The following is a 23,369-nucleotide window of genomic DNA, read 5'->3' as shown; positions in this document are numbered from 1 at the left end:
TTTCTTTAATAAATTCAATAGTATTGCAATACCTAAAATAAACATTAAAGCATATGGCTAATCAAAGTTATGACGCTATTGTCGTTGGTTCAGGGATCAGTGGCGGATGGGCAGCAAAGGAACTAACAGAGAAGGGGTTAAAAGTACTTCTTCTTGAAAGAGGACCAAACGTAGAACATGTAAAAGATTATAAAAACGCTACCAAAGCACCTTGGGAAATACCTCATAGAGGAAGGCGGACAGTGGAGATGTTGGAAAATCACCCTAATCTCCGAAGGGATTATGTTTTAAACGAGTTAAATCTAGATTGGTGGGCACATGAAGACGATTCTCCCTACGTAGAAAAGAAGCCTTTTACTTGGTTTAGAGGGTATCAGGTAGGTGGTCGTTCCCTTCTTTGGGGAAGACAGAGTTATCGCTGGTCTGACACAGATTTTGAAGCCAATGACAAGCAAGGAATAGCTGTCGACTGGCCTATAAGGTACAAAGACCTGGCACCTTGGTACAGTTATGTAGAGAAATTTGCAGGCATATCCGGCAACAAGGATGGCCTAGACATTCTCCCTGATGGGGAATTCATGCCTGCCATGCCATTGAACTGTGTGGAAGAGAGTGTAGCTGATAGGGTTAAAAAACATTATAATGGGGCAAGGTTAATGACCCATGCCCGAATAGCGAATATTTCACAGCCACTTCCCGGTAGGCCTGGTTGCCAATACAGGAATAAATGTTCTCTTGGTTGTCCATACGGAGGTTATTTCAGTACTCAAGCCTCTACATTGCCAGCAGCAGTAGCCACAGGTAACCTTACTTTGAGGCCTTGGTCAATTGTTACCAAAGTGCTGTATGACAAAGATACTAAGCGGGCAACTGGAGTAGAAATTATCGATGGTGAAACCAATGAAACTTACGCATTCGATTCAAAAATAGTATTCCTTTGTGCCTCTTCTTTTAATTCTTCCGCAATATTAATGCGGTCAGCTACCGATGTGTGGCCTGAAGGATTGGGCAGTAGTTCAGGAGAACTAGGGCACAATGTCATGGATCACCATTTTAGACTTGGGGCAAGAGGTGTTGTTGAAGGTTTTGATGACAAATATTACTTTGGAAGAAGACCAGGTGGTTTTTATGTTCCAAGGTATAGAAACTTAGGTGACGAAAAGAGAGATTATATTAGAGGTTTTGGTTTTCAGGGAGGTGCAAGCAGACAGGGTTGGAGCAGAACGGTTGCGGAATTGGATTTTGGAGCACCTTTAAAAGCGGAACTTACAGAGCCTGGAGAGTGGACGATAGGAATGACAGCTTTTGGCGAAATACTTCCTTATCATAACAACTCAATTAAACTCAGCAAAACGGTTACCGATAAATGGGGGATACCCGTATTGGAAATGGACGCTGAGATTCATGACAATGAAATGAAAATGAGGGTGGACATGAAAAACGATGCAGCAGAAATGCTTGAAGCCGCAGGCGTAAAAAATGTCACCACTTACGATACCGGTTATACCTTCGGACAAGGTATACATGAAATGGGTACAGCAAGAATGGGAAGAGATCCTAAATCTTCTGTTTTGAATGGCAATAATCAAGTGTGGGATGCGAAAAATGTTTTTGTAACAGATGGAGCAGCGATGGTTTCGGCAGCAGCACAAAATCCTTCATTGACTTATATGGCCATGACCGCAAGAGCGGCAAGCTTTGCTGTTGAAGAATTGAAAAAAGGTAATCTGTAAACCCAAATTGAAGCGATATGAATTTTATAAATAGAAGAGAAGCACTAAAAAACGTGGTACTGATGATGGGTGGTACCATGGTTGGCGCCAATGTTATCTTAACAGGATGTGCTCCTGATAAGCAGATTGAAGGGTTGGATTTTTCTGAAAGTGAATTGGCTTATATGGATGAAATTGGTGAAGCAATCATCCCTACAACCGACACACCAGGAGCTAAAGCTGCAGAAATTGGCACATTTATGGCAATGATGGTAAAAGCTACCTATACTGAAGAACAACAAAAATCATTTGTAAACGGCCTCAATAGGCTAAAAAGTGATTTTAAGGCAGAAAATAACAAGGATTTTATGGATGCATCGGTGGAGGAAAGAACAAATTTCCTTAATCAGGTCAATAAAAGAGCTATGGTTCCTGCTACCGAAGCGAACACGGATGACAAATACATATTGATGATTAAAGACTTGACTTTGTTAGGTTACTTTACTTCAGAGATAGGTGCCACTCAAGCATTAAAATTTGTGGAAACACCAGGGAGATACGAGCCCTGTATTGATTATAAAAAAGGGGATAGAGCCTGGGCCATTTAAGGATCAGGATTAACACAATAGCAAATCCCGTCAAAATTGACGGGATTTTTTTATGGTTTTCCTTTGATTTCTATTCAGTATTGTGTACTATACATAGATAAACTAGGTGTGAAACATGATATATTTAATAAGCAATATTATTATTTCCCTAAACCTTTTGCTGATCTGCAATTCTGAGGGGAGATTCAACAAAAATGAGACTGTAACTGAAAGTCAAATTCACTTTATGCCAAACGATAAATTGGAGAAATTTGCTACAAATAAAATCATTCCCAAGGAAATCAGGGCTTTAACCTTAGAAGCGCTTTCCTATTTTCCAGATTTAGTTGATACCAAAATAGATTTTCAGTTCAAGAACAATATCACTGGTTCTGTAATGCAGGCACAGCCAAAAGTGGGTTCCTTATTTTTTCACCAGAAAGACAATCGTTCCTACAAAATAAAAATTTCAAGGTTTCTCTTTCTGGAGGACAATCCTATCCCTATTGAAGAGTTGCCCGATGATGTGCTATTAGGTTGGATAGGACATGAACTTGGGCACATTCAGGATTACCTAAATAGGAGCGCTTTTGACTTGTTGGGTTTTGGCGTGAAATATTATTTGTCCAACGATTTTGTTACAAAAGCTGAAATTGCAGCAGACAGTTTTGCAGTGGCCCATGGACTTGGAGAAAAAATAATCGCGACAAAAAACTTTGTGCTCAACCATGACCAAATTCCTTTGGCTTACAAACAAAAACTTGAAGCCCTTTATATGTCTCCGGGAGAAATACTTAGTATGGTAGACCCAGTGTTGGACGAAGATCCGGAAGGTGAAAATAATACTTCAGATGCGATGAAATAAACTTAATAGTTGATTCAGCAGTCTCTAGAGGGATAGGTGCCATTTTATTGAGTTTCGTTGCTTGACTCCATTTTGTTTACCCCTTAAGAGGTTGCCCAATTTCCTTCACAAGTAGTTTATCTGGCACATTCAACAGGCTTTTTTGACCCTAGCCTTACCAAGACTCAATTTCCAAATAGCGCGGTTTTCTTGATATTACAGGCTTTCCCCTGAAGGAAACGCAGCAAGAGCAGAGACTGGTTTGGACAGAAATTTCGATGCTTATTTCAAATCCATGATTTTGCTAGTTCATTTTCAAATTACCGTATATAGCACAACAACCTTACCCGAAATGTATATACTTCCAGATTGCTGATCTACGTATAATTTGAAGCCTAATGCCTAAATTTTAGAGATATCTGATTTGCGGATGTAGGCATCTTTGTTGCCCCACTTTACCTGATACCACATGTCTTTGCTGGAAGAAATGGTCACCCTATGGCCAGCCTCAACCCTTCTTACTAGATTCCCCGCTGCAGAGGGGCTATCCATAATAAGTACTGGACCTCCGGTAATAATACCTGTATCAGGCTTATTCAGGAAATTGTTGCTGGCAAAGGTCACCACCAATAACAGTAGTGCAGGATAGTAGAAAACAGTGCGTTTTTTCGGAAATACAAATACCATTATCAAGAATACTACCATTAGCAAAGCGGCACTGCCTGTAATTATGGTTTTGTAATCCAAGAGCAATCGAAGAAACCTATCCTGGTCCGAAACCTGATAACCTTCAAGTGAAGCTTGCCCAGTCAGTGATTTGATTTTATCAATGACCTCAGGGTTGGGGTTATAATCATAATATTTAGATAAATAAAGGGATGCTTTACCATAATCTCCTAAGCCTTCAGAAATAAAACCCATTTTTAACAGCATCGCTGGAGAGTAGGCTTCTTCTTCGTAAAGAATAGTTTCATAAAGTTGCAAAGCCTCTTTGTACTTTTTCTCTGAAAAGATGCTATCTGCGGTTGACAAACTGCTATTTCCGCTGACCTGACTATCAGCCTGATGTGAAAACAGCAGAGAAAAACCTGATAAAAAAACAAGAAAGATCCGTCTAAGATTTGGCATTTTCAATTTAGTCCTTTAAGTTTGCATTCCAATTACGGGAAAGTAAGGCGAAAAACCAAGTTTTCTTTTGTTATTAAGCCTTGAAAAAAGAGGTCTAAAAATTGGAATTTTGATTCTGTAGCTCAGCTGGTAGAGCATAACACTTTTAATGTTAGGGTCCTGGGTTCGAACCCCAGCGGGATCACATCAAAATTAAAAAAGCCTGTTCATTTGAACAGGCTTTTTTTTATACTTAAAGGGCTTATAGGTGCTTGAGAGGGTCTGCTGTAATGGTTTTTATATAGATAAATACCCTCCTATTATACTGAGTTTTCCTTCTAGTTTTAATCTGAGGAAGGTTATTGACGAAGTTCAGCCCTCAAGAGCAGGAACCATCAGCTATAACCCTTTGCTTAATCATTTAGCACAATTTAATCGCAAAGATTATAAAAGGTCACCACAATTTATGCTGGATGACATTAGTTACCTATTACCATCTTGCATTATTATCTTTCTAGTTTTTACCATTCCTTTTCGCGAACATTAATAGCCGGGATTTTGTACCAAATGAGGGGCTTTGTTCATTTCATCATTTGGAATAGGTATCCAATACATTTTTTGGTTTACTGTACGATCCTGAACCGTTAATCGTCTCCAGATGGTGTTAACTGTCCCTTCATCCAAGTTACGGGTTTCGACAATCTCAATACCTTTGGCATCGTCTAATTTTTCCTCAAGAACCTTCCACCTCCTGATGTCAAACCAACGGATATTTTCAAAAGTAAATTCAATTTCTCTTTCATACCGAAGTGCTTCCTCAATGTCTCCAGTGAAATCAGGCATGCCGGCCCGGTTTCTGATCATATTGATATAGGTTGCTGCCTCTTGAATGTCTCCTAGCTCTAAGCTGGCTTCAGCATAGTCCAAAATTATCTCAGCGTATCTCAGCCATATCCATACATTCTCATTGTATTGGTCCTTGCCAATAACTTCATGGTCCATCATCTTTTTCATCAAATAACCGGTGTAGCCGGCATTCCATGAATGTACAGGTCCTTGACGGGTATCAATGCCAACCAGGCTGCTTACCTCATTGCCTCCTTGTGTGGTTATACGGGTGCGTCGGTCATATATACCTAAAGGATCTCTTTCTTGCAGGTCTGAAAATCGTGGTTGCCAATGTGCACTATCATATAATATGGAACCATAAAACCTCGGTTCACGATGATAGTAGGGGTTTTCATTTTGGTACTTATCAGAAATATTCTGATAATAACTATTTTCATCTAGCGTGAAATGATCCGAAAAGCTAGAACCATCTTCCATTTGGTAGGTATCTACTAAATCCTGAGTAGGGTTATTGCTTCCATAGTTTGATAATCCGTTGGGTCCCTGCCACAAGTTAGTTCTATGTCGTTCCCCAACATCAGCTACAAACATTTTACCCCAAATCACCTCATTGTTGGAAAGATCCTTTTGTCTGAAAAAATCATAATAATTGTTAGCCACTGCCTCTTTATCTGGAGCTCCAAAATCTGCAAGAGAATAGGTGTTCATATCAATAACTGCCTTCGATGCATTTTTTGCTGCTAACCAAAGTGCGGTTCTATCGGGGTTTTCATAACCCACATATTTATTTTCAGCGGTACCATCAGCGGTAAGGTCACTGGCTGCAAATAACAAAATACGGGACTTGAGTGCCAATGCGGCTCCTTTGGTTGCCCTACCCATTTCCATTTCATCTTTTGGTAAAAGAAGGTTTGCAGCATTGTCACAATCCTGCACTATGAAATCAATTGTTTCTTCAAAAGACCCCCTTGGTGTTCCTAGATAATCATCTCCTATTCCGAAAGGCGCTGTTAATATAGGAAGGCCTCCAAAGGTTCGAACCATCTGGGCATAGGCAAAGGCTCTGAGGAATATGGCTTCTCCTTTCAAAATTTCAGCTTTTATTTTTACTGCTTCTCGTTCAGTTTCTGTTGTGTTTTCTACTACCTTATCTATGTTTTCAAGGAAGGTATTGATGATTTGAATATTATCGAATAGCTGCCAATTAAGAAACCTGAACCGAGTATGATTGAATGGTCCCATATTGGAAGGAGTTATATTCCCCTGCACATAAACATCTGTTCCATAAATATGAATAAAAAAGGTATGGTCAGACACCCCGGCGAGGTTTAAATTGGAGTTGAACCCACTTGACATATTACGATAGGCAGTATTAAGATAGCTATTGGCAAGGTTGATGTCCGACCAAACCAGCTCCTCAGCATATCTGTCTAAAGGGGCTTTATCCAAAACTTCTTCTACGCAGGAAGACATCAAAAGTAGAAAAACTGATAAAATGTTAATGTTTATATATTTTTTCATGGCGATTTTTAAATCTAATTAGAAAGAAACACTTGTACCAAACGAAAGGACTCTCATGATTGGATAGTTATTTAGATTTCCCAGTTCAGGATCCATAATATCAGTTCCGGCATGAATCAGGAATAAGTTTTGACCTGAAACAAACACTCTCGCAGTGGAAACTTGAACTGCCTCTAAAAGATGAGAGGGAATAGTGTAGGAAAGCTGGAGGTTCTTTAGGCGAGCATAAGAAGTATTGTGATAGGAATAGTCTGTCCTAAAATTTAACCGCCAATATTCCTCTTCTCTTTCAAATGCTCTGGGCTTATCTGCATTAATATTATCGGGAGTCCACCTGCCTTCAGCATCATATTGAAAATAATTGCCTGAACTACCTTGCAACTCTGTGTACATTAATCTCATTGCTCTTCCTGCACCCTGCACCAGTCCTCTTAATTCCCAATTTTCATACTTAACATTAAAAGAAAGACCATAGGTGATTTGTGGATTGGTTGTCCTGTCATACAAGGTTCTGTCGTCGTTATTAATGATGCCATTGTCATCATAGTCTTCGATGATAATGTCACCAGGGCGTGCACCAGGAACATGGGGCAGGGAATTTACATGCTCTTCATCCCTGAAAACACCTATTGATCGATAAAGCAAAGCAGAACCCTGAGGATAACCGGTCTGAACCTGCCAAGGAACATTTCGTTCCGGTTCGTCAAATTCAATTACACTGTTACGGGCAAAAGCAAGGTTCCCATTTATTCCATAAGAGAACTTTGGTTTTTGGTCGTTGTATCCTAGAATAACTTCAAACCCCTTGTTGTCAACAATGCCAAAATTTTCATCCGGTAAGGAGATGCCGGTGTAGTTGGGAACTGAAGCACTCCTTTGAACAAGAATATTGTTTCTTCTTTCATAAAAAAATTCGGTATCTAAACTCAACCTTCCGTCTAAGAAATTTGACTCAAAGCCTGCATTGTATACATTGGCCACTTCCCAAGTAATAAAAGGGTTTGGTGTTCCGGTTAGGTTTAGACCAGTGTTATAATTCCTACCTGATCCAAATACGGTGCCTTGGTCAAACTCATAACTTGTAAGGTATTGGAATGGATTTACCAGATCGTTCCCCATTTTACCCCAAGATGCTTTGATTTTGAAAAAATCAATAAAGCCAATATTTTCTTTCCAAAAATCTTCATTGGAAGCATTCCAACCAGCAAGCACCCCCGGGAAATTTCCCCAACGGCCGCTTTCTTCTGAGAACCTAAGGGAACCGTCCCTACGGAAACTAAACTGGAATAAGTAAGTTTCCTTAAAATTATAACTAAACCTACCAAAATAATTTACCCGAGCATCTATATCAATCCATCCACCGTTATCTTTTTCAGCATTTCCTCCAGCGAACAGGTAGGGTAGCTTATCTGAAACAAAATATCTTCTGAATGCTTCAATTCCCTGACCTGTATATTCAGAATTTTCGTAGGAAATAAAAGTGCTGATATTGTGGATCCCATTAAGGGTTTTGTCATAGTTCAACTTTAAGTTAAAAGTATTTGTAATGGTATTGTCAAAGAAATCTCTAAGTCTTGGCTCTGGTGCCTGACCACTGGGGATTCCGGTGAGAAATGCCGACCCATCTTCACTACCGGTATTACCTGCCGCCAAATACCCTCCTACGTCCAAGTGATAAAGGTTAAAAGGTCTTTCGAACAATTTTCTTTGCTTGAAGTAAATATCATAAGCATAATAACTGGAAAGTGTCAAACCTTCGACTCCGGGAATTTTTAAATTAGCAGAAAGCGTGTTATTGCTTCGGTATCGCCTGTCATCATCGTATCCTGGTTCAAATGATGAGATAACAAGGGGTTGGTCTCCGCGTTCTACATCAGGCCCTGGTAAGCCGTTGGGCCAAGTTGCTGTTTCTGTAGGATAACCTCTAATCAAATGCGCAAATACTGTTCCTGCACCTCTGGTAGGGAACATCCTTTTTTCTTGAGAAGCTATAATATTAATACCTACATCTAAATATTCGTTGACTTTTACGTCTACATTTGTCGTTAGATTATACCGATTAAATGAACTGGCAGAATTGGAATAAATTCCGCCATCATATTGGGTACCTAAAGCCGCATAATAATTGACAGATTCACCTCCGCCACTAACAGAGAAATTATGGCTGCGGTTTCTGCTGTAATCAGCAAGTCCAGCATCAAACCAATCCGTATTGGGATGCGTCCAAGGTAAATTTCCTGCTTTGTATTTTTCAATATCTTCTAAGGAAAAAGACATGTTTGCTTCGTCCACACCCCTGTAAGATTGCATTTCTCGGATCATCTGTGCATAGGTGGGGGCGTCTGCCATTTCAGGAACCATGGTAGGTGATAGAAATCCTTCGTAAAATTCATACCTGAAGGTGGCGGGAGTATTCTTTAACCCACCTTTGGTAGTAACAAGGATAACACCGTTTGCAGCCCTAGAGCCATAAATTGCAGCTGATGCATCTTTAAGTACGGTGATACTTTCAATATTGTTGGCTGGAACTGAATTCAAGTCCCGTCCTGGTATTCCGTCAATAACGATTAAAGGATTGTTATTGCCCAAGGTGGAACTTCCTCTCACCAAAATAGATGCTTGGTCATTGCCCGGTTCACCACTAGTTTGTTGAACAATAGCTCCCGGTAGACGACCTGCTAAAGCATTTGAAATAGTGGAGACTGGAGCAGCACTCAATTCTTCACTGCCTATGGTTGTCACAGAACCAATTACATTGACTTTTTTCTGGGTTCCATATCCTACTACCACTACTTCATCCAGGCCTTGGACATCTTCATCCAAGATAATGTCAATTACAGCCCTACCATTCAAGGGCACTTCTTGAGTAAGATATCCAATGGAGGAAAAAACCAGAACATCATCTTCATTCGGCACATTAAGAGAATAGGTACCATCAAGGTCAGTGACTGTACCTGTAACTGTGCCCTTTACTAATATGCTGACACCGGGAATTTGCTCTCCGTTAGATGAGGTAACTGTACCTGAGACATCTATGAGTTCTCCATTTGCAAACGAACTGCCAACCATCAAAAGTTGTCCTAGAATGGCTAAAAAGGAAAAATTGATGATCCTGAAAAGCGATTGGAAAAGTGCTTTTTTCATACTATGGGTTTTTGGGTTTATTATATATTAAGTTTTGTTCTTTTAGAAAGGGTCCTGTAAATTCAGAACCCCACCGCTTGAAGAGGAGCCTCTCCAAATGCACACTTCCTGTTTGTATCTATTGATTGATGCAGTAGTCAACAGGTATCATTTGGTTTATTGGTAAACCAATCCTTCCCAATATAATTTTAATTTTGAAAAAATAACATATAATAATGGAATACTTTTATTATATATGCTTTGATATTATTATATATATTTTAATATAAGTAACCTTTTATTTCAAACGGATTTTTATATATCAGTTCATTTAAAGCATTTTTTTGTTCGATTTATGGTATTCAAAAGGGTGAAATTTGGTTATAGTTTGACTCCTATGGTTAAGGACGTATGACCTACGTTTACCTTGATTTTGAGTTCTTCGATCCCTTTAACCTCAGCATTTTTTTTAAAAAATTGGCGGCATCCGAATTAAATGCGATTCACGTTATGTACAAAGTTCAGAATTGGAAAAATTGGGAAAGGCAGATAATCAATTTGGTAAATTCAACCTTTATACAAAGTGATAGTTAATAGAAATCATTTGTTCCAATCCTACAAGCAGAATAATCCATCCTGTCGTTTATCTGCCAACCGCTTTCCGTCATCCCCCGTCATCTAGCTGGTCAAGTAGGAGGAACTTTTAAATCAGATGAGTAGGATAACTAATATGTTTAATGAATTTGGCCTAGTTTTTAATTGACTCATTCTATGATATCTTCAAAAAATATGGGAAATCGACTAAATTTCGACTAAATTTATTTTGACAATAAATTAACCTAAGGAAGACAATGCATCACAGATTGATTTATATATTTCTGGTATTCATGGGATTGTCCTGTAAACCCAATTTACCTGATCCAATAGCCCAGGCTATGGAAGAACTACCAAGGCAGGTGGACTTTAATATTCATGTGAAACCTATCCTTTCGGACAATTGCTTCTCCTGCCATGGCCCTGATGAAGCTGCCAGGGAAGCAGGTATGAGGCTGGACCTTCCTGAAGCAGCCTATGCTACTACCAAGGAAAGCGGGAAAATACCAATTAGTCCTGGAAAATTAAACCAAAGTGAGGTCTTTCATCGGATCATTTCCGAAGATCCAGATTTCCAGATGCCCACCCCCGAATCCCACCTCACTTTAACCAACAGGCAAAAAGCAATACTTATAAAGTGGATCGAATCAGGTGCCAATTACCAACCTCACTGGGCCTTTATCCCCCCAAAAATGCCAGCGCTTCCTGAACCGAAGATCAAGGATTGGTCGAATCAACCCATAGACCTGTTTATAGGTCAGAAACTCGTAGAGCATGGATTCGAACCCAGTCCATCATCCTCAAAGGAATTACTCTTGCGTAGGTTAAGCTTAGATGTAACCGGACTGCCACCCAATTTAGAGGATTTGGATGCCTTTTTAGCAGATGATTCGGAAAATGCCTATGAAAAGCAAGTTGACCGTTTGCTCAGCTCACCGCATTATGGGGAACAGATGGCGATGTTTTGGATGGACTTGTCCAGGTTTGCAGATACCCATGGCTATACCGTAGACAGGTTCAGGGACATGTCTCCCTGGAGGGATTGGGTGATAGAAGCCTACAATCAAAACATGCCTTATGACCAGTTCATCATAGAACAATTGGCAGGAGACCAACTGCCCAATCCGACCAAAAAACAAAAACTGGCCACCGCTTTTAACCGCATTCACCCTCAAAATATGGAGGGCGGTATCGTTCAGGAAGAGTTTAGGGTGGAATATGTAGCGGACAGGACGAATACGCTTGGCAAGGCTTTTATGGCCCTAAGCCTGGAATGTGCCAGGTGTCATGACCACAAATTCGATCCTGTAAGCCAAAAGGAATACTTTCAATTGAGCAGCTTTTTCAACCAGGTAGACGAGGCAGGACAAATTTCCTGGGACAATGCCATGCCTGTACCGACCATGTTGTGGACGGATGATAAAAAAGATGAGTTGCTTAAGCTGTTAAAGAATGAGATAACCGCGGCAGAAGTGGCTTTGGATAACATCAAAATTACCGAAAAAGCTGATTTTGATGCCTGGATAAATAGTGAATCCTACAAAAACACCCGATTCTACAAACCCAGCAAATCACTAATTGCGCATTTTGATTTCGATAAGGTTCCCTTGCAGGATAGGATAAAACCTGCTGTTAAGGGAGTTATGGAAAGTACCGGTGAAGCCAGCAAGCAGCCCGAATTAGTGGAAGGCTATCGAGGAAAAGCAGCCTCACTAAACGGTGATGGCTGGCTGAAAATGGGAGGGGTAGGTAGTTTTTCCAAAGACCAGTCTTTTAGTGTAGGGATATGGGTAAAAATCCCTGAAAACCTTGAAAATGGCGTTATCTTCCATACCGGGGATGGTGCTGTATTGTACAATAGAAGAGGTTATCACCTGTATTTGAAAGACAATAGACTGGAAATGATTCTTGCCCATACGGCCCCTTACAATGTTATAAGCAACTATACCTTGGAAGGCATTCCAAGAGACGAGTGGGTTCATTTGTTGATGACCTATGATGGCTCCTCTAAAGCCAAAGGAATAAAGACTTATGCCAATGGAGAATTAATGGCCAGTGAAATGTCCAGAGACAATTTATACAAAGACATACTGTTTGACAGAGGCAATCAGCCTGGTATTCAGGTGGGTGCTGTCTGGCGAGGAAGAGGACTGAAGGGTGCCGCTGTTGATGAACTTACTATTTTTAATAAGGAGTTGACACCTTTAGAAATTTTGGAATGGATTCAACCATCGCTATTTGCTAAAAAGGTGAAAAAGAGCGCCAAAGATTTAAGTATTGAGGAAAGAAAGACCTTTGCAATTTTTTATTGGAACAACCTTTCTTCAAAATACCAAAACCAGTTGAAAAAATTAGAAGCCGCTCGCACGGAACATTCTGCAGCCGTGGAGCCGGTACAAGAAGTAATGGTGATGGATGACATGGAGCCAAAAAGAACGACTTACATACTTGAGCGTGGTGAATATGCAGCGCACGGCGAGGAGGTGGAGACCAATACCCCTGCCTCCATTCTTCCTATGCCGGAGGATTATCCAAAAAACCGATTGGGTCTAGCTCGTTGGCTGGTGAATGAGAAGCACCCGCTAACCGCGCGGGTAGCCGTGAACCGTCTTTGGCAACAGTTTTTTGGAAGGGGATTGGTAGCCACTTCTTCAGATTTTGGTAACCAAGGGGAAATGCCAAGTCACCCAGAATTGCTGGATTGGTTAGCAGTTACTTTCAGAGAAACCGGCTGGGATGTTAAAAAGATGCAGAAAATGATCCTTATGTCTGCTACTTACAGGCAATCTTCCCTTACCGGGAAGGAATTGAAAGAGAAAGATGGGGATAATATATGGTTGGCTAGAGGGCCATCAGGTAGGATGCCTGGAGAAATGATTCGTGACAACGCCCTATATGCTAGTAATATGCTCGGGAAAGCTTTGGGAGGTCCGAGTGTAAAACCTTATCAGCCAGATGGATTGTGGTCGGTAAATGGCGGCCAATATGTAGAAGATACAGGGGAGAATCTTTTCAGAAGAAGTCTTTATACTTTATGGAAAAGATCTGTTCCCAACCCTACCTTACATATTTTTGATGCTCCGGAAAGATCCGAGGTGACAATTAAAAGGCAGGAAACCAATACGCCACTACAAGCCTTGGTATTGATGAATGACCCTATTTATGTAGAAATTGCAAAGGTCATGGGCATGCAGATTGCCACCCAACAAGATACAAGCAAAGCCATTCAAGATGTATTTAGAAAGCTTACCGGTAGGTTTCCAAAAGAAAATGAATTGGCACTGCTGATAAAATTAAGGGAAGTAGAGCTCAAAAAGTTTAAAGAGGCACCAGAAAAAATGGATGGATGGCTGAATAAGGGAGCCTATCCCATCAAAGAAAAGCCGGACAGGTACCAGTGGGCTGCCAATACAGTTGTAGCAAGTGCTATTCTGAATGCTGATGCTACCATTACCAAAAGATAATTCACTATGTGCAATCACCATAAAAATCACCTTTTCAAAGGAAATCCAGACCTTAATGAGCTGGAGAAGAAAATTGATCGAAGGCATTTTCTTACCAAAACAGCCATGGGAATGGGTGGCCTGGCGCTAGCTTCCTTATTTTCGGATGATGGGCTGATGGCGAAAGACATGAATACCAGTCTTGGAACAGCTCTACCCGGACTTCCTCACCACGCGCCTAAAGCGAAACGGATTATTTATCTTTTTCAAAGTGGAGGGCCGTCCCAGCTTGACCTTTTTGACTACAAGCCAGGCTTAAGCGATATGCATGGAAAAGACCTTCCTGAATCCATCAGGGGAGGACAGCGACTTACGGGAATGAGTGCCAATCAAAGTATTTTTCCCGTTGCACAGTCGAATTTTAAATTTCAGCAATATGGAAAAAGCCGCACCTGGGTGAGTGAGCTAATGCCCCATACGGCGGAGGTGGTGGATGAACTTTGCTTCATCAAATCCATGATCACGGAACAGATAAATCATGATCCTGCCATAACCTTTATGCAAACTGGCCACCAGCTGCCAGGTAGACCCTCTATGGGGGCTTGGCTTTCCTATGGACTAGGTTCAGAAAATCAAAATTTGCCTGGCTTTGTGGTTTTGGTGTCCAAAAATGCGGTGAGGGATCAACCCTTGTATGCCAGACTTTGGGGCAATGGCTTTTTGCCATCCCAACATCAGGGGGTACAATTCAGGTCAGGAAAAGATCCGGTGCTTTTCTTGAGTAACCCAGAGAACTATGACGGACATGATCGAAAGGAAATGCTCGATTACCTCAAGGACTTGAACGGCATCCAGTATGACACCTATGGGGATCCCGAGATCAATGCGAGAATTGCCCAATATGAAATGGCCTTCCGTATGCAAACGTCTGTTCCTGAAGTTTCAGACATGTCGGATGAACCGGATTGGGTATTTGATTTGTATGGTGAAGAAAGCCGTGACCCTGGAACTTATGCTGCCAATTGCCTTTTGGCCAGGAAGCTAATAGAGAAAGATGTGAAGTTTGTTCAGCTTTACCATCAAGGTTGGGACCAACATGGAAACTTGCCTAATGGCATAAAAAACCAATGTGCCAAAACAGATCAAGCCACTGCTGCCCTCATTAAGGACCTTAAGCAAAGAGGATTGCTAGAAGATACCTTAGTGGTATGGGGGGGAGAGTTTGGAAGAACCGTTTACAGTCAGGGAACATTGACGGCTGATAATTATGGAAGAGACCATCATCCCCGTTGCTTTACCATGTGGATGGCAGGAGCCGGAGTAAAGCCAGGTTTCACCTATGGGGCCACGGATGATTTTGGATACAATGTGACCCAGGATCCGGTGCATGTGCATGATTTTCATGCTAGTTTAATGCACCTATTTGGGGTGGATCACGAAAAACTCATCTTCAAACACCAAGGCAGAAGGTATCGCCTTACCGATGTGGCAGGGAATGTTGTCAATGATCTTTTTACGTAATTTTAACTGAATCTTTCAAGCGTTTTATATATTTACAATGTTACTATTGGACGTGAATTTCTATGAATCTAAAAACCCTATAAGGGTGGCATATTTGTAGCCAGGGGTGTGAGCCCCTGGTAGAAAATAATGAGCATATTACGATTTTGGCGGCATTGTTGCTCTTTTTTCTGCAACAATGCTGACAAAATCTCTTCATTGCATTGCATTTTTCCATTTTTTCAAATCCGGGTTTAAATGGAATGGAATTAAACCTAATGATAAATTTATTGCTGCAGATTTTGACTTAAAGATAATAACTGACTCTGGGGCCAAAATATAGGCCTCTATTATTTAAAAATTGGTCATAAAACGCTCCGGCTTCAATACCTATACTGACTTTATTAGAAAATTCTTTTCTTACACTGAATTGTGCTGGGAAAGTTATGCCTTTAGAGTATTCATCTACATTGTATACACCCCTATAATCCTGCTCATCCTCATCATAATAAACAGGCATAAAGTAATTTTCCATATCCACGAAGATTCCTAGCCCTATTCCTCCTTCCAATATAATTGAATGAGGAAGTGTAATTTTTTTGTTAATCAAAAATGAAAAATGATCTGAAATTATTGTTCCTTCAAGGGGTAGCTGAAAACCTGCCATAGATTCACGATAATAATTGTTTGAGGATCGATTTAGATCTATACCGATGGACCAGTGTTTGTTTAATTGATAATAGAAGCCTAGGTTCACATTTGAACCGGAGGTCGGAGCTTCAACACGTTTTCCATTGGGGATGCTGAAGGATCCTAGACTAGAATGAATTTCCAGGTTTTGCCCAGATACCAAACCTATTTTACAAATTATAATTCCTATGATGATAAAAAACTTACGCATAAACGCTGATTAAAAACGGTACCGAATTTCCGGACCTAAATGAAATGATCCAATGCTATAAAAAGGAGTAAAAAAGAAACCTGTCTTGACACCGGCAAAAAGATTTCCTCCAATGTTTTTATTAATATTTAACTCCACCGGCATAATAAAATCTCTACTGTATTCAGTGATTTGTGTGACGGGGTCAATTTCATTGCTATGTTCTAAATAGTAGCCAATACCTGTTCCCACTGCCAGTAGCCAATCCCTTTTTAGGTAATACCTTTTTTGAAAAGTCAAGTAAAAGAGATCCACGTTTTCTCGGATTTTCATCGTTTGATTATACGGTGTATGCTCAAAACTTCCGAATGTGTAATTGGATGATAAGGAGAATTTATAATTAAGGTGGTAGTCAAACTTTATTCCATAGTAAGGGCCAGGGGTACTATTATTGTATATCCCAATACCAGTTGACGAAAACAGACCAGTATGAATACCAATATCATATTGCTGCGCAAAAGTGACTAAAACCACCAAGTTTAGAAAAATAACAAAAGCAAATTTCTTCATAGCATTACAAAATTAGAAAAAATTCTTGCCTATTTGCTGATTTAGACCTCTTTACCTGAACTTGAATACCTAACAAACTATGAATTAGGGTGTTGTATTAATAAGTTAGTAGAAAAAAACATGCACTTTTAAAGCTATTGCTGTATCGCATCAAATCGCTTCTGTAGGTCCTCAAGGTCATTTTTTTCATCAATGGAAAGTTCTGCCAGGTTAAGGATCATTTTTGCATGCTTTTTTATCACCTCCTTGTGTTGCTGTTCTACTGCAAAATCCGACAGGGTAATCATGGCCTCCATTAGGTGAATAATTACTGGAGGATTTGCCTTCGCATATTGACGGATAGCATTGAACGCAGCCCCCATCATGCCTTCAAAAGTAAGGGCGTTGGCATAGATCCTCAATCTGTCCTGGTCGCCTATTCTATAGGGTGAAGGAAACTGTACAGTGGTCAGATAAGCCATGGTATTGCTAAGGTTGTCAATACAGGCAATGGCAGTATAGGGGTCATTGATACCGGGAGACAAGGCTCGGGCAGCGATTTCCACCATCTGGTGGATGGCATGTTCAGCATCTTGCTGGGAAGTACGTGTTCTGCCAGTGAGAAAATTGTTTTTTAGAGGCTCCAGTTCTTCTTCAGACAGGTCTTTATGCGCGTAAACCTTGCCAATTTCTCTGTCTAAAAACAAATAGTCCCCAGGCCGAAAATAAAGTTCAATGAAAAGATCTTTGCTGGATACATAATCCATTATTTTTTCAGGATCCACATACTGTAAATAACCTTCTTTATTACTTTTGAGAGGCATAGAATAGGTAAATTTGGCTTTGATCTGCTCTAAATCAAAGGAGGATGCTGCAGCTTTTCCTATTTGTTCAGGAAAAAGAATTTCTAAATTTTTGGAAAGATTTTTAGAAATTTTGCCAATAATATTGTCTGCCTGTATGCTACTGGCCACATGATGGATAAAAATAATCAGCAACACGATATTGCCGATGGTCATCAATAGCGCGAAAAATACAGAAATGATAGGCACAAATTCCAATTGATCCGTGTCTTTTACGGTGTTAAGCACAATCAAACAATAAATGTACAAGGAAACATAAGTCCCTAATACCGTCTGATTGATTCTGTCATACATGAAATTATTTATTAGCCTTGGACCAAATTGGCTACTTGCCAGTGTTAAGGCTACCAGGGTAATTGAGAACACTGTTCCCGCTACTCCAATCATGGCGCCAGCAATGGTTGATAGGATATCTTTGGCAGCATTAGGACTGCTGGGAAACAAATATTTCCAGCCTCCTTTAGGCTCAAATGCATGACTGTTGTCTAAATAAACAAGCCAAAATGGTAGTGCTATTCCAAGGGCAATAATCAAAACAGGCACAAACCAAAAAGTAGACTTGAGTTTAGACCACCAAAAAAGCAATTTTTTCATACTTAAATTTTTTGCGTAACTAACTTCAAGTTACCAAATAACCCTTGATTTCCTACCAAACAGAGCTTTCAAGTGTAATAGTGATCATTTTAGTGAAGTAAGTTGATTTAATGTTACCCTTAATAGGTTAAAACATTAGGTCTAAGGCCATTTAAATCAAAACAGTTTTCACTTTTTCATCGTAAATGCGGCCACTATGCCTGAAGTAACTATTCCCATGATAGGAGCTCCCAAGATGCTTTGTATCATATAACTTTTCAGATTAAAATAATCATTGGCCTCCTGCTGGGTCATTTTTCCATTCTCTACAGCATAGGCTATTACATTTTCAAAATATTGGGGCGTAATGATTGAAAGGGTGATCCACTGGGTCAAAGGAGTGAGGATGGTGACTACCAAGGTAATTAATAAACCAGTTTTGAATCCCTGCCAATAAGTCATTTTGCCATGATAATAAACATTACGCTTTTCCAGCAAAGCAAAAACATAAATGGCGATTGCAGGAATAGCGATCAAATTGGTGTAGGTCGCATGATGTGCAATTAAGTCATCATGCAAGCCCACTGAACGCTCTATAAACATCCATACCAATCCCATAATGGCGAAAATTACTCCCCATTTAATTTCAATGGCGTATTTTTTCATTGCTTTTTCTTTTACATTGAATAAAGCCCAAAGGTATTTCCTTCTGTATCCATACAAACGGCGCAATAGCCATGTTCGCCTATTTGGTATTTAGGTTGCAATACATTGCCGCCAGCTGATTCCACCCTACTTTGTTCATTCGCACAGTCCTCACACGAGAAATAAATCAAGGTGCCTCCTGTTCCAGGTTTCATTTCACTGGACTTTACCAATGCACCAGAGGCATTAATTCCTCCATGAACATAGGGGAAAGCCACCATTTGAAGATCTTCTACCCCAATTGGAACTTGCATTTCTTCTAGCTTTTGGTCTAATACCTCGCTATAAAATTTCTTTGCCCTATCCATGTCTTCAACATGGATTTCAAACCAGTTTACGGGATTTTCATTTGCGCTCATAAGTTGTTCGTTTAGATTAATTTCGAAAATTAAATAATATAAGAAAAATTTCGCTTGTCATAGGGCAAGAAATGCATTATTCTTTAGCTACTCCATGCAATAATAGGCATTTGATTGCTGTCCCTGTTTTAAAATAATTTCACTCTTTTTAAAAAAGACCTTCTTATGGGCTTTAATAATTTCCTCTACGGAAGCTGAATTCAACTGAGGATGCTGGTAGATGGATTTGAGAATTGAAGATGGGTTCATAGGAGGCCAGTTTTGCGCTTTATTAGTGTATGGCTTACCAATAAACATAAATTTTGCCAATACTTTTTCCCGATTCTAAAGCCATGTGCGCTTCTGCCAACTTTTCAATTGGGAATGTCCCCCCCACTTTAGGTGCGATTTCTTTATTGTTGTACAATTGAATAAGTTCATTCAGGCAGGTTCCTATAATTGCTACTTTTTGGTCAGCAATGCGCAACATGTTCACACCAATAAGTGCCTGGGCTTTCATCATCATAAAAAGAGGGCTAACAAATCCGGTTTTGAACAAAAAGGAAATATCATTCAGAAAATTGTTCTTTTTTCCACTCCTGGCGGCACCACCGAAGCAAAAAAGTTTACCACCGTAGCCTAACAGCTTTAAGTCAATATTAAAACTATTGCCTGCCACAGCATTAAAAATATGATCCACTGAGCGTTTACCCAAGTTCTTATTGATCCATTTTTTATAATCTGTTTGAGTATAGTTTATTGGGTAATCTACCTTTAAATCTTTCAGGTACTCCATTTTTTCATCTGAACTACAAAGTCCAATCACCTTTACACCCTTAAGGTGACACAGTTGGGTGAGTGCTGTACCTACACCACCCGCACAGGAATGCACTAAGGCAATTTCTCCTTTGCGCATTTGCTGAAAATAGTGGGTCATGTAATATGCGGTGCAGTACTGGGTGGCCAGTGCACAGGCTTCTCCCCCAGAAATTACTTCTGAAATTACCCCCAATGCCTTATAATCCGCTACGGCTTTGGTAGCGTATCCACCAAATCTTGTAAAGGCCACCACTCGCTTGCCTATTAGATATTCAGGGACTTCAGTACCAATTTTTATTATTCTTCCTACTACTTCATAGCCTGGAACGAATGGAATCTTTGGGGCTTCTTTATAAAGACCATTTCTTGCCATTACGTCTGCGTAATTTAGACCAAAACCCTCCACTTCAATAAGCACTTCATTGGATTTGGGTGCGGGCAAAGTAGTTTCTTGAATTTTAAAAGCCTCAGCAGCATGCCCATATTTAATTATTGTTGCCTGTTTCATTGAGGGTGGTTTTTATTTCAGTATGAATATACAATTTTAATCCAATTCCAGATGGACTGGCTACCAGTATTGTAAGGAACGTTAATCAGTTTCCCCCATTCAAAATCTTTATGGAGGGATTGTGTGCCAAAAGTGATTGAATCAGTTGTTAAACCAACAATAATTAATATTTTTAACCATAATAAAACCACTAAAAGATGAAAAACCACTTCAACCGTAGAAAATTTCTTCAGTTCACTGGCATGGCCGGGTCTGCTGCGCTATTTCCTGGAAATGCCTTTTCAAAACCTGCGCCTTTATTTGGACAGGATGAAATTGGCCTTTCCAAATGGGAGCTGGAAACACCCTCACTATGTCTGGACCTGGACATAATGGAGGCTAATCTGAAAAAGGTGCACGAAAACCTCAAAGGAACAGGAATTGGGGTAAGGCCACATACAAAAACACATAAATGTCCAGCCTTGGCTAAAATGCAGATGGACGCAGGAGCCATTGGTGTTTGTACTGCCAAATTATCAGAATCTCAGGTCATGTTAGAAAATGGCATTTCCGAAGTCCTGATGACAGGGGTAAATATCAGCAGTGCTAAAATTAAAAAGGCAATGCAATTGCGAAATGCCCATGCAGGATTTATTCAGGCCGTAGACAATAAACAAAATGCCCAAGACCTGCAAGATGCTGCTAAGGAAGCAGGAATTATTGCCGATGTTGTCGTCGATCTGGATGTGATTAGGAGATCCGGAATACCCACGGGACTGCCTGCATTAGAATTGGCGCAACTCATTGACCAAATGCCCAATTTACGGTTTAAAGGAATTTTGGCTTACGATGGAGGGGCTCAGCATGTTCAAGGTTACCAAAAAAGATTGGAAAGGACCATAAAAACTTTTGAACCAGTATCAGAAACTTATAGCATGATGGATCAATCAGGACTCAATATGGAAATATTTAGTGGGGCTGGTACAGGCACCTACAATATGATGGCTGATGTACCAGGCTTTACCGATGTGCAGGTAGGAAGTTATTTGTTTATGGACACCCAATACATGGCCATAGGAAGTGAAGGCAATGAAGCCCTGTACGATGATTTTGATCCATCCCTTACTGTCTTGGCATCGGTTATTAATTCAAATCATCCTAATAGATTGATTACAGACGCTGGAGCCAAATCATTGACTATCAATAAGCCGAGTGGTATAGTAATAGGAGAGCCTAATTTTAGCTATAACGCAGGATCTGATGAATATGGAACGGTTACTTATGAGACGGCCAATAAAAGGTACAATACAGGAGACCTACTTGAAATAATAGTCCCCCATTGTGATCCAGCTGTAAACTTGTACGATCGGATATATGGCATTCGTAAAGGCAAAGTAGAAAGCATTCTACCAATAATGGCTAGAGGGCATTCGCGCTAATTAATGGATATTAACTAAGTACGCTAGAGTCCAGCTTGGTTGATACCTTTCCTAAATATTACAAGGCTTAACCAGCCAAACTTTCATTCTGTTGTTCCTCATCATTTTCCTTGGTTTTTTCCTCTTTACCCAATTTTGGTTTTGAGGTCCACATGCCTAGCATCAAGGCCAAGGAAGTCAATATAATTACTTGAATAATCAAAGAATCATTGATTATAGATACTGACATTGCCACTGGAACACTCAGGTACAAAAGGATGGTGACCAAACCCCTGGGGGAAATGAACATCAGTGGCAAAAGGTTTATTTTGAAAACTTTTAATACCAGGGCCCTAAGTAGGAATATTCCAGCAGTGATGGAAATGGACCATATCAGAGTTTCCGAATTGAAAAGTTCATTGGTTTCAATTAGAAAACCAAATACTAGGAAGAATAGCGTTCGGATCAAAAAGGTGAGCTCCATGGTCAACTCTTTGAATTTTTTAATTTCTTTCTTAAAGCTTTTGGTGTGCAGTTTTTTAACGATTACACTTTGTTTCAGTTGGTTCAGGTTACCAATAAACAAACCAAATAGTAAAATGAAAATCAAGGCAGGTAAATGATAAAGTTCAGACACAGCAAAAATCAGCACGATCATAAGTATAATCGGTGCAAATTTCACCGGATGCTTAATACGGCTCAGTAGAAAGGCCAACATAATCGTTGCAAAGAAAGTAACGATCAGGATCATGACGATCTCTCCAAAGAAAAGGCCAAGGGTTTTTACGTTCATGATCTTTTTCTCAAGGAGAAAATTGAAAAGAAGCACTCCAAATATATCAGAAACACTACTCTCATACGTTACAAACTCACGGTTTTCAGACCTTAAATTTTGAACAGATGGGATGGCAATAGCACTACTTATGATGGCAAAAGGAATGGCATTTAGTAAAGCAGATTTAAACTCCACTTCTGCAAAAAACTGAATGGCATAAGCAAGACTAAAACTAATAACGACTACAGGAATTATGGCGATTAATATCGTTTTACCAACAAATGATAATTTTGAAGTATCAAAATCAAGTTCTAGTGCACCTTCTAAAACGATCAGCACCAGACCGATTGTGCCTAAGAAGGGCAATACCGTAGTCAAGTCTGGAATGTCAAGATCAAAAAAGGCCGCTGCCTGGTTTGCCGACCACCCCATTGCAAACAATAAAATCACTGGCGGGATTTTTGTTTTAGCAGAGGTTATGTCAAAAAAGTATGCAAAAAGCATTAAAGCACATAGTACAATAATAATGGGTAGGGCCATAGATTGTTGGTTTTAGTTTAGGGGGTTTTCTCCTATTTAATAATTAATCAAAACCCTGCGTTTTCTCATTAATTTAAAATATGCTTGGCATAAAATTACAATAAAGTCTGCCAAGTTAAAAGTTTAGCTTTTATTAAAGCTC

The 23,369-nt window shown here is 39.9% G+C and carries 17 protein-coding genes and 1 tRNA gene; 7 read left to right on the top strand and 11 right to left on the bottom strand.

Annotation, left to right across the window (positions count from 1 at the left end; translation table 11 throughout):
- Positions 1–53 precede the first annotated feature (53 nt).
- From AAC073_RS21800 to AAC073_RS21790, 3 genes are all read left to right on the top strand, one after another.
- On the top strand, positions 54–1,733 hold the full coding sequence (locus tag AAC073_RS21800) for a GMC family oxidoreductase (RefSeq protein WP_339925938.1): 1,680 nt from the start codon (positions 54–56) through the stop codon (positions 1,731–1,733).
- 17 nt (positions 1,734–1,750) lie between these two features.
- A complete protein-coding gene (locus AAC073_RS21795; protein ID WP_339925937.1) occupies positions 1,751–2,320 on the top strand; it encodes a gluconate 2-dehydrogenase subunit 3 family protein in 570 nt (189 codons plus the stop codon).
- Positions 2,321–2,435: 115 nt separating this feature from the next.
- Positions 2,436–3,164, top strand: coding sequence for a hypothetical protein (locus AAC073_RS21790; protein WP_339925936.1), 729 nt, complete (start codon positions 2,436–2,438; stop codon positions 3,162–3,164).
- A gap of 381 nt (positions 3,165–3,545) precedes the next feature.
- On the opposite strand, the gene AAC073_RS21785 is transcribed toward AAC073_RS21790, so the two are convergent.
- Positions 3,546–4,271, bottom strand: coding sequence for a hypothetical protein (locus AAC073_RS21785; RefSeq protein ID WP_339925935.1), 726 nt, complete (start codon positions 4,269–4,271; stop codon positions 3,546–3,548).
- Between the two features lie 111 nt (positions 4,272–4,382).
- Between AAC073_RS21785 and AAC073_RS21780 the strand changes: the two genes are divergently transcribed.
- Positions 4,383–4,455, top strand: a tRNA-Lys gene (locus AAC073_RS21780).
- Positions 4,456–4,793: 338 nt separating this feature from the next.
- Here the strand turns inward: AAC073_RS21780 and AAC073_RS21775 are convergent.
- Complete coding sequence (locus AAC073_RS21775; protein ID WP_339925934.1) at positions 4,794–6,620, bottom strand: RagB/SusD family nutrient uptake outer membrane protein; 1,827 nt, start codon at positions 6,618–6,620, stop codon at positions 4,794–4,796.
- An 18-nt stretch (positions 6,621–6,638) separates the two neighbouring features.
- A complete protein-coding gene (locus tag AAC073_RS21770; RefSeq protein WP_339925933.1) occupies positions 6,639–9,764 on the bottom strand; it encodes a TonB-dependent receptor in 3,126 nt (1,041 codons plus the stop codon).
- A gap of 830 nt (positions 9,765–10,594) precedes the next feature.
- Here AAC073_RS21770 and AAC073_RS21765 point away from each other — a divergent pair.
- Together AAC073_RS21765 and AAC073_RS21760 are read left to right on the top strand one after the other, a co-directional pair.
- A complete protein-coding gene (locus tag AAC073_RS21765; RefSeq protein ID WP_339925932.1) occupies positions 10,595–13,801 on the top strand; it encodes a DUF1553 domain-containing protein in 3,207 nt (1,068 codons plus the stop codon).
- 6 nt (positions 13,802–13,807) lie between these two features.
- A complete protein-coding gene (locus AAC073_RS21760; protein WP_339925931.1) occupies positions 13,808–15,301 on the top strand; it encodes a DUF1501 domain-containing protein in 1,494 nt (497 codons plus the stop codon).
- A gap of 286 nt (positions 15,302–15,587) precedes the next feature.
- On the opposite strand, the gene AAC073_RS21755 is transcribed toward AAC073_RS21760, so the two are convergent.
- The 7 genes from AAC073_RS21755 to AAC073_RS21725 form a co-directional block, all read right to left on the bottom strand.
- Positions 15,588–16,181: a hypothetical protein gene (locus tag AAC073_RS21755; RefSeq protein WP_339925930.1), complete on the bottom strand. Its 594-nt coding sequence runs from the start codon at positions 16,179–16,181 to the stop codon at positions 15,588–15,590.
- Between the two features lie 9 nt (positions 16,182–16,190).
- Positions 16,191–16,730, bottom strand: a complete 540-nt coding sequence (locus tag AAC073_RS21750) for a hypothetical protein (RefSeq protein WP_339925929.1) — start codon at positions 16,728–16,730, stop codon at positions 16,191–16,193.
- Between the two features lie 134 nt (positions 16,731–16,864).
- Complete coding sequence (locus AAC073_RS21745) at positions 16,865–18,166, bottom strand: DUF2254 domain-containing protein (RefSeq protein WP_339925928.1); 1,302 nt, start codon at positions 18,164–18,166, stop codon at positions 16,865–16,867.
- A gap of 168 nt (positions 18,167–18,334) precedes the next feature.
- Positions 18,335–18,811 (bottom strand): DUF4199 domain-containing protein, encoded by a 477-nt coding sequence (locus AAC073_RS21740; RefSeq protein ID WP_339925927.1) that lies wholly within the window; start codon positions 18,809–18,811, stop codon positions 18,335–18,337.
- An 11-nt stretch (positions 18,812–18,822) separates the two neighbouring features.
- Entirely contained in the window at positions 18,823–19,209 is a 387-nt protein-coding gene (locus tag AAC073_RS21735) for a VOC family protein (protein ID WP_339925926.1), read from the bottom strand.
- Positions 19,210–19,296: 87 nt separating this feature from the next.
- Positions 19,297–19,458, bottom strand: coding sequence for a hypothetical protein (locus AAC073_RS21730; protein ID WP_339925925.1), 162 nt, complete (start codon positions 19,456–19,458; stop codon positions 19,297–19,299).
- Between the two features lie 34 nt (positions 19,459–19,492).
- Positions 19,493–20,515, bottom strand: coding sequence for a zinc-binding dehydrogenase (locus tag AAC073_RS21725; protein WP_339925924.1), 1,023 nt, complete (start codon positions 20,513–20,515; stop codon positions 19,493–19,495).
- A 197-nt stretch (positions 20,516–20,712) separates the two neighbouring features.
- Here AAC073_RS21725 and AAC073_RS21720 point away from each other — a divergent pair, with 197 nt between their 5' ends.
- Complete coding sequence (locus AAC073_RS21720) at positions 20,713–21,933, top strand: DSD1 family PLP-dependent enzyme (RefSeq protein WP_339925923.1); 1,221 nt, start codon at positions 20,713–20,715, stop codon at positions 21,931–21,933.
- A gap of 67 nt (positions 21,934–22,000) precedes the next feature.
- Here AAC073_RS21720 and AAC073_RS21715 read toward each other — a convergent pair whose 3' ends face one another.
- The gene (locus AAC073_RS21715) at positions 22,001–23,227 is read right to left on the bottom strand and encodes a cation:proton antiporter (protein WP_339925922.1); all 1,227 of its coding nucleotides are present in this window, start codon (positions 23,225–23,227) and stop codon (positions 22,001–22,003) included.
- Positions 23,228–23,369: the final 142 nt, after the last annotated feature.

Source organism: uncultured Cyclobacterium sp. (assembly GCF_963977555.1).
Taxonomy (GTDB): domain Bacteria; phylum Bacteroidota; class Bacteroidia; order Cytophagales; family Cyclobacteriaceae; genus Cyclobacterium.
This window is presented reverse-complemented; position numbering and strand designations above follow the sequence as displayed.

Coding starts and splice junctions, on each gene's coding strand:
- AAC073_RS21715 (WP_339925922.1), bottom strand. CDS start 23,227: ATGGCCCTACCCATTATTATTGTACTATGTGCTTTAATGCTTTTTGCA.
- AAC073_RS21790 (WP_339925936.1), top strand. CDS start 2,436: ATGATATATTTAATAAGCAATATTATTATTTCCCTAAACCTTTTGCTG.
- AAC073_RS21775 (WP_339925934.1), bottom strand. CDS start 6,620: ATGAAAAAATATATAAACATTAACATTTTATCAGTTTTTCTACTTTTG.
- AAC073_RS21770 (WP_339925933.1), bottom strand. CDS start 9,764: ATGAAAAAAGCACTTTTCCAATCGCTTTTCAGGATCATCAATTTTTCC.
- AAC073_RS21745 (WP_339925928.1), bottom strand. CDS start 18,166: ATGAAAAAATTGCTTTTTTGGTGGTCTAAACTCAAGTCTACTTTTTGG.
- AAC073_RS21720 (WP_339925923.1), top strand. CDS start 20,713: ATGAAAAACCACTTCAACCGTAGAAAATTTCTTCAGTTCACTGGCATG.
- AAC073_RS21730 (WP_339925925.1), bottom strand. CDS start 19,458: ATGAACCCATCTTCAATTCTCAAATCCATCTACCAGCATCCTCAGTTG.
- AAC073_RS21735 (WP_339925926.1), bottom strand. CDS start 19,209: ATGAGCGCAAATGAAAATCCCGTAAACTGGTTTGAAATCCATGTTGAA.
- AAC073_RS21760 (WP_339925931.1), top strand. CDS start 13,808: ATGTGCAATCACCATAAAAATCACCTTTTCAAAGGAAATCCAGACCTT.
- AAC073_RS21755 (WP_339925930.1), bottom strand. CDS start 16,181: ATGCGTAAGTTTTTTATCATCATAGGAATTATAATTTGTAAAATAGGT.
- AAC073_RS21725 (WP_339925924.1), bottom strand. CDS start 20,515: ATGAAACAGGCAACAATAATTAAATATGGGCATGCTGCTGAGGCTTTT.
- AAC073_RS21750 (WP_339925929.1), bottom strand. CDS start 16,730: ATGAAGAAATTTGCTTTTGTTATTTTTCTAAACTTGGTGGTTTTAGTC.
- AAC073_RS21785 (WP_339925935.1), bottom strand. CDS start 4,271: ATGCCAAATCTTAGACGGATCTTTCTTGTTTTTTTATCAGGTTTTTCT.
- AAC073_RS21765 (WP_339925932.1), top strand. CDS start 10,595: ATGCATCACAGATTGATTTATATATTTCTGGTATTCATGGGATTGTCC.
- AAC073_RS21800 (WP_339925938.1), top strand. CDS start 54: ATGGCTAATCAAAGTTATGACGCTATTGTCGTTGGTTCAGGGATCAGT.
- AAC073_RS21740 (WP_339925927.1), bottom strand. CDS start 18,811: ATGAAAAAATACGCCATTGAAATTAAATGGGGAGTAATTTTCGCCATT.
- AAC073_RS21795 (WP_339925937.1), top strand. CDS start 1,751: ATGAATTTTATAAATAGAAGAGAAGCACTAAAAAACGTGGTACTGATG.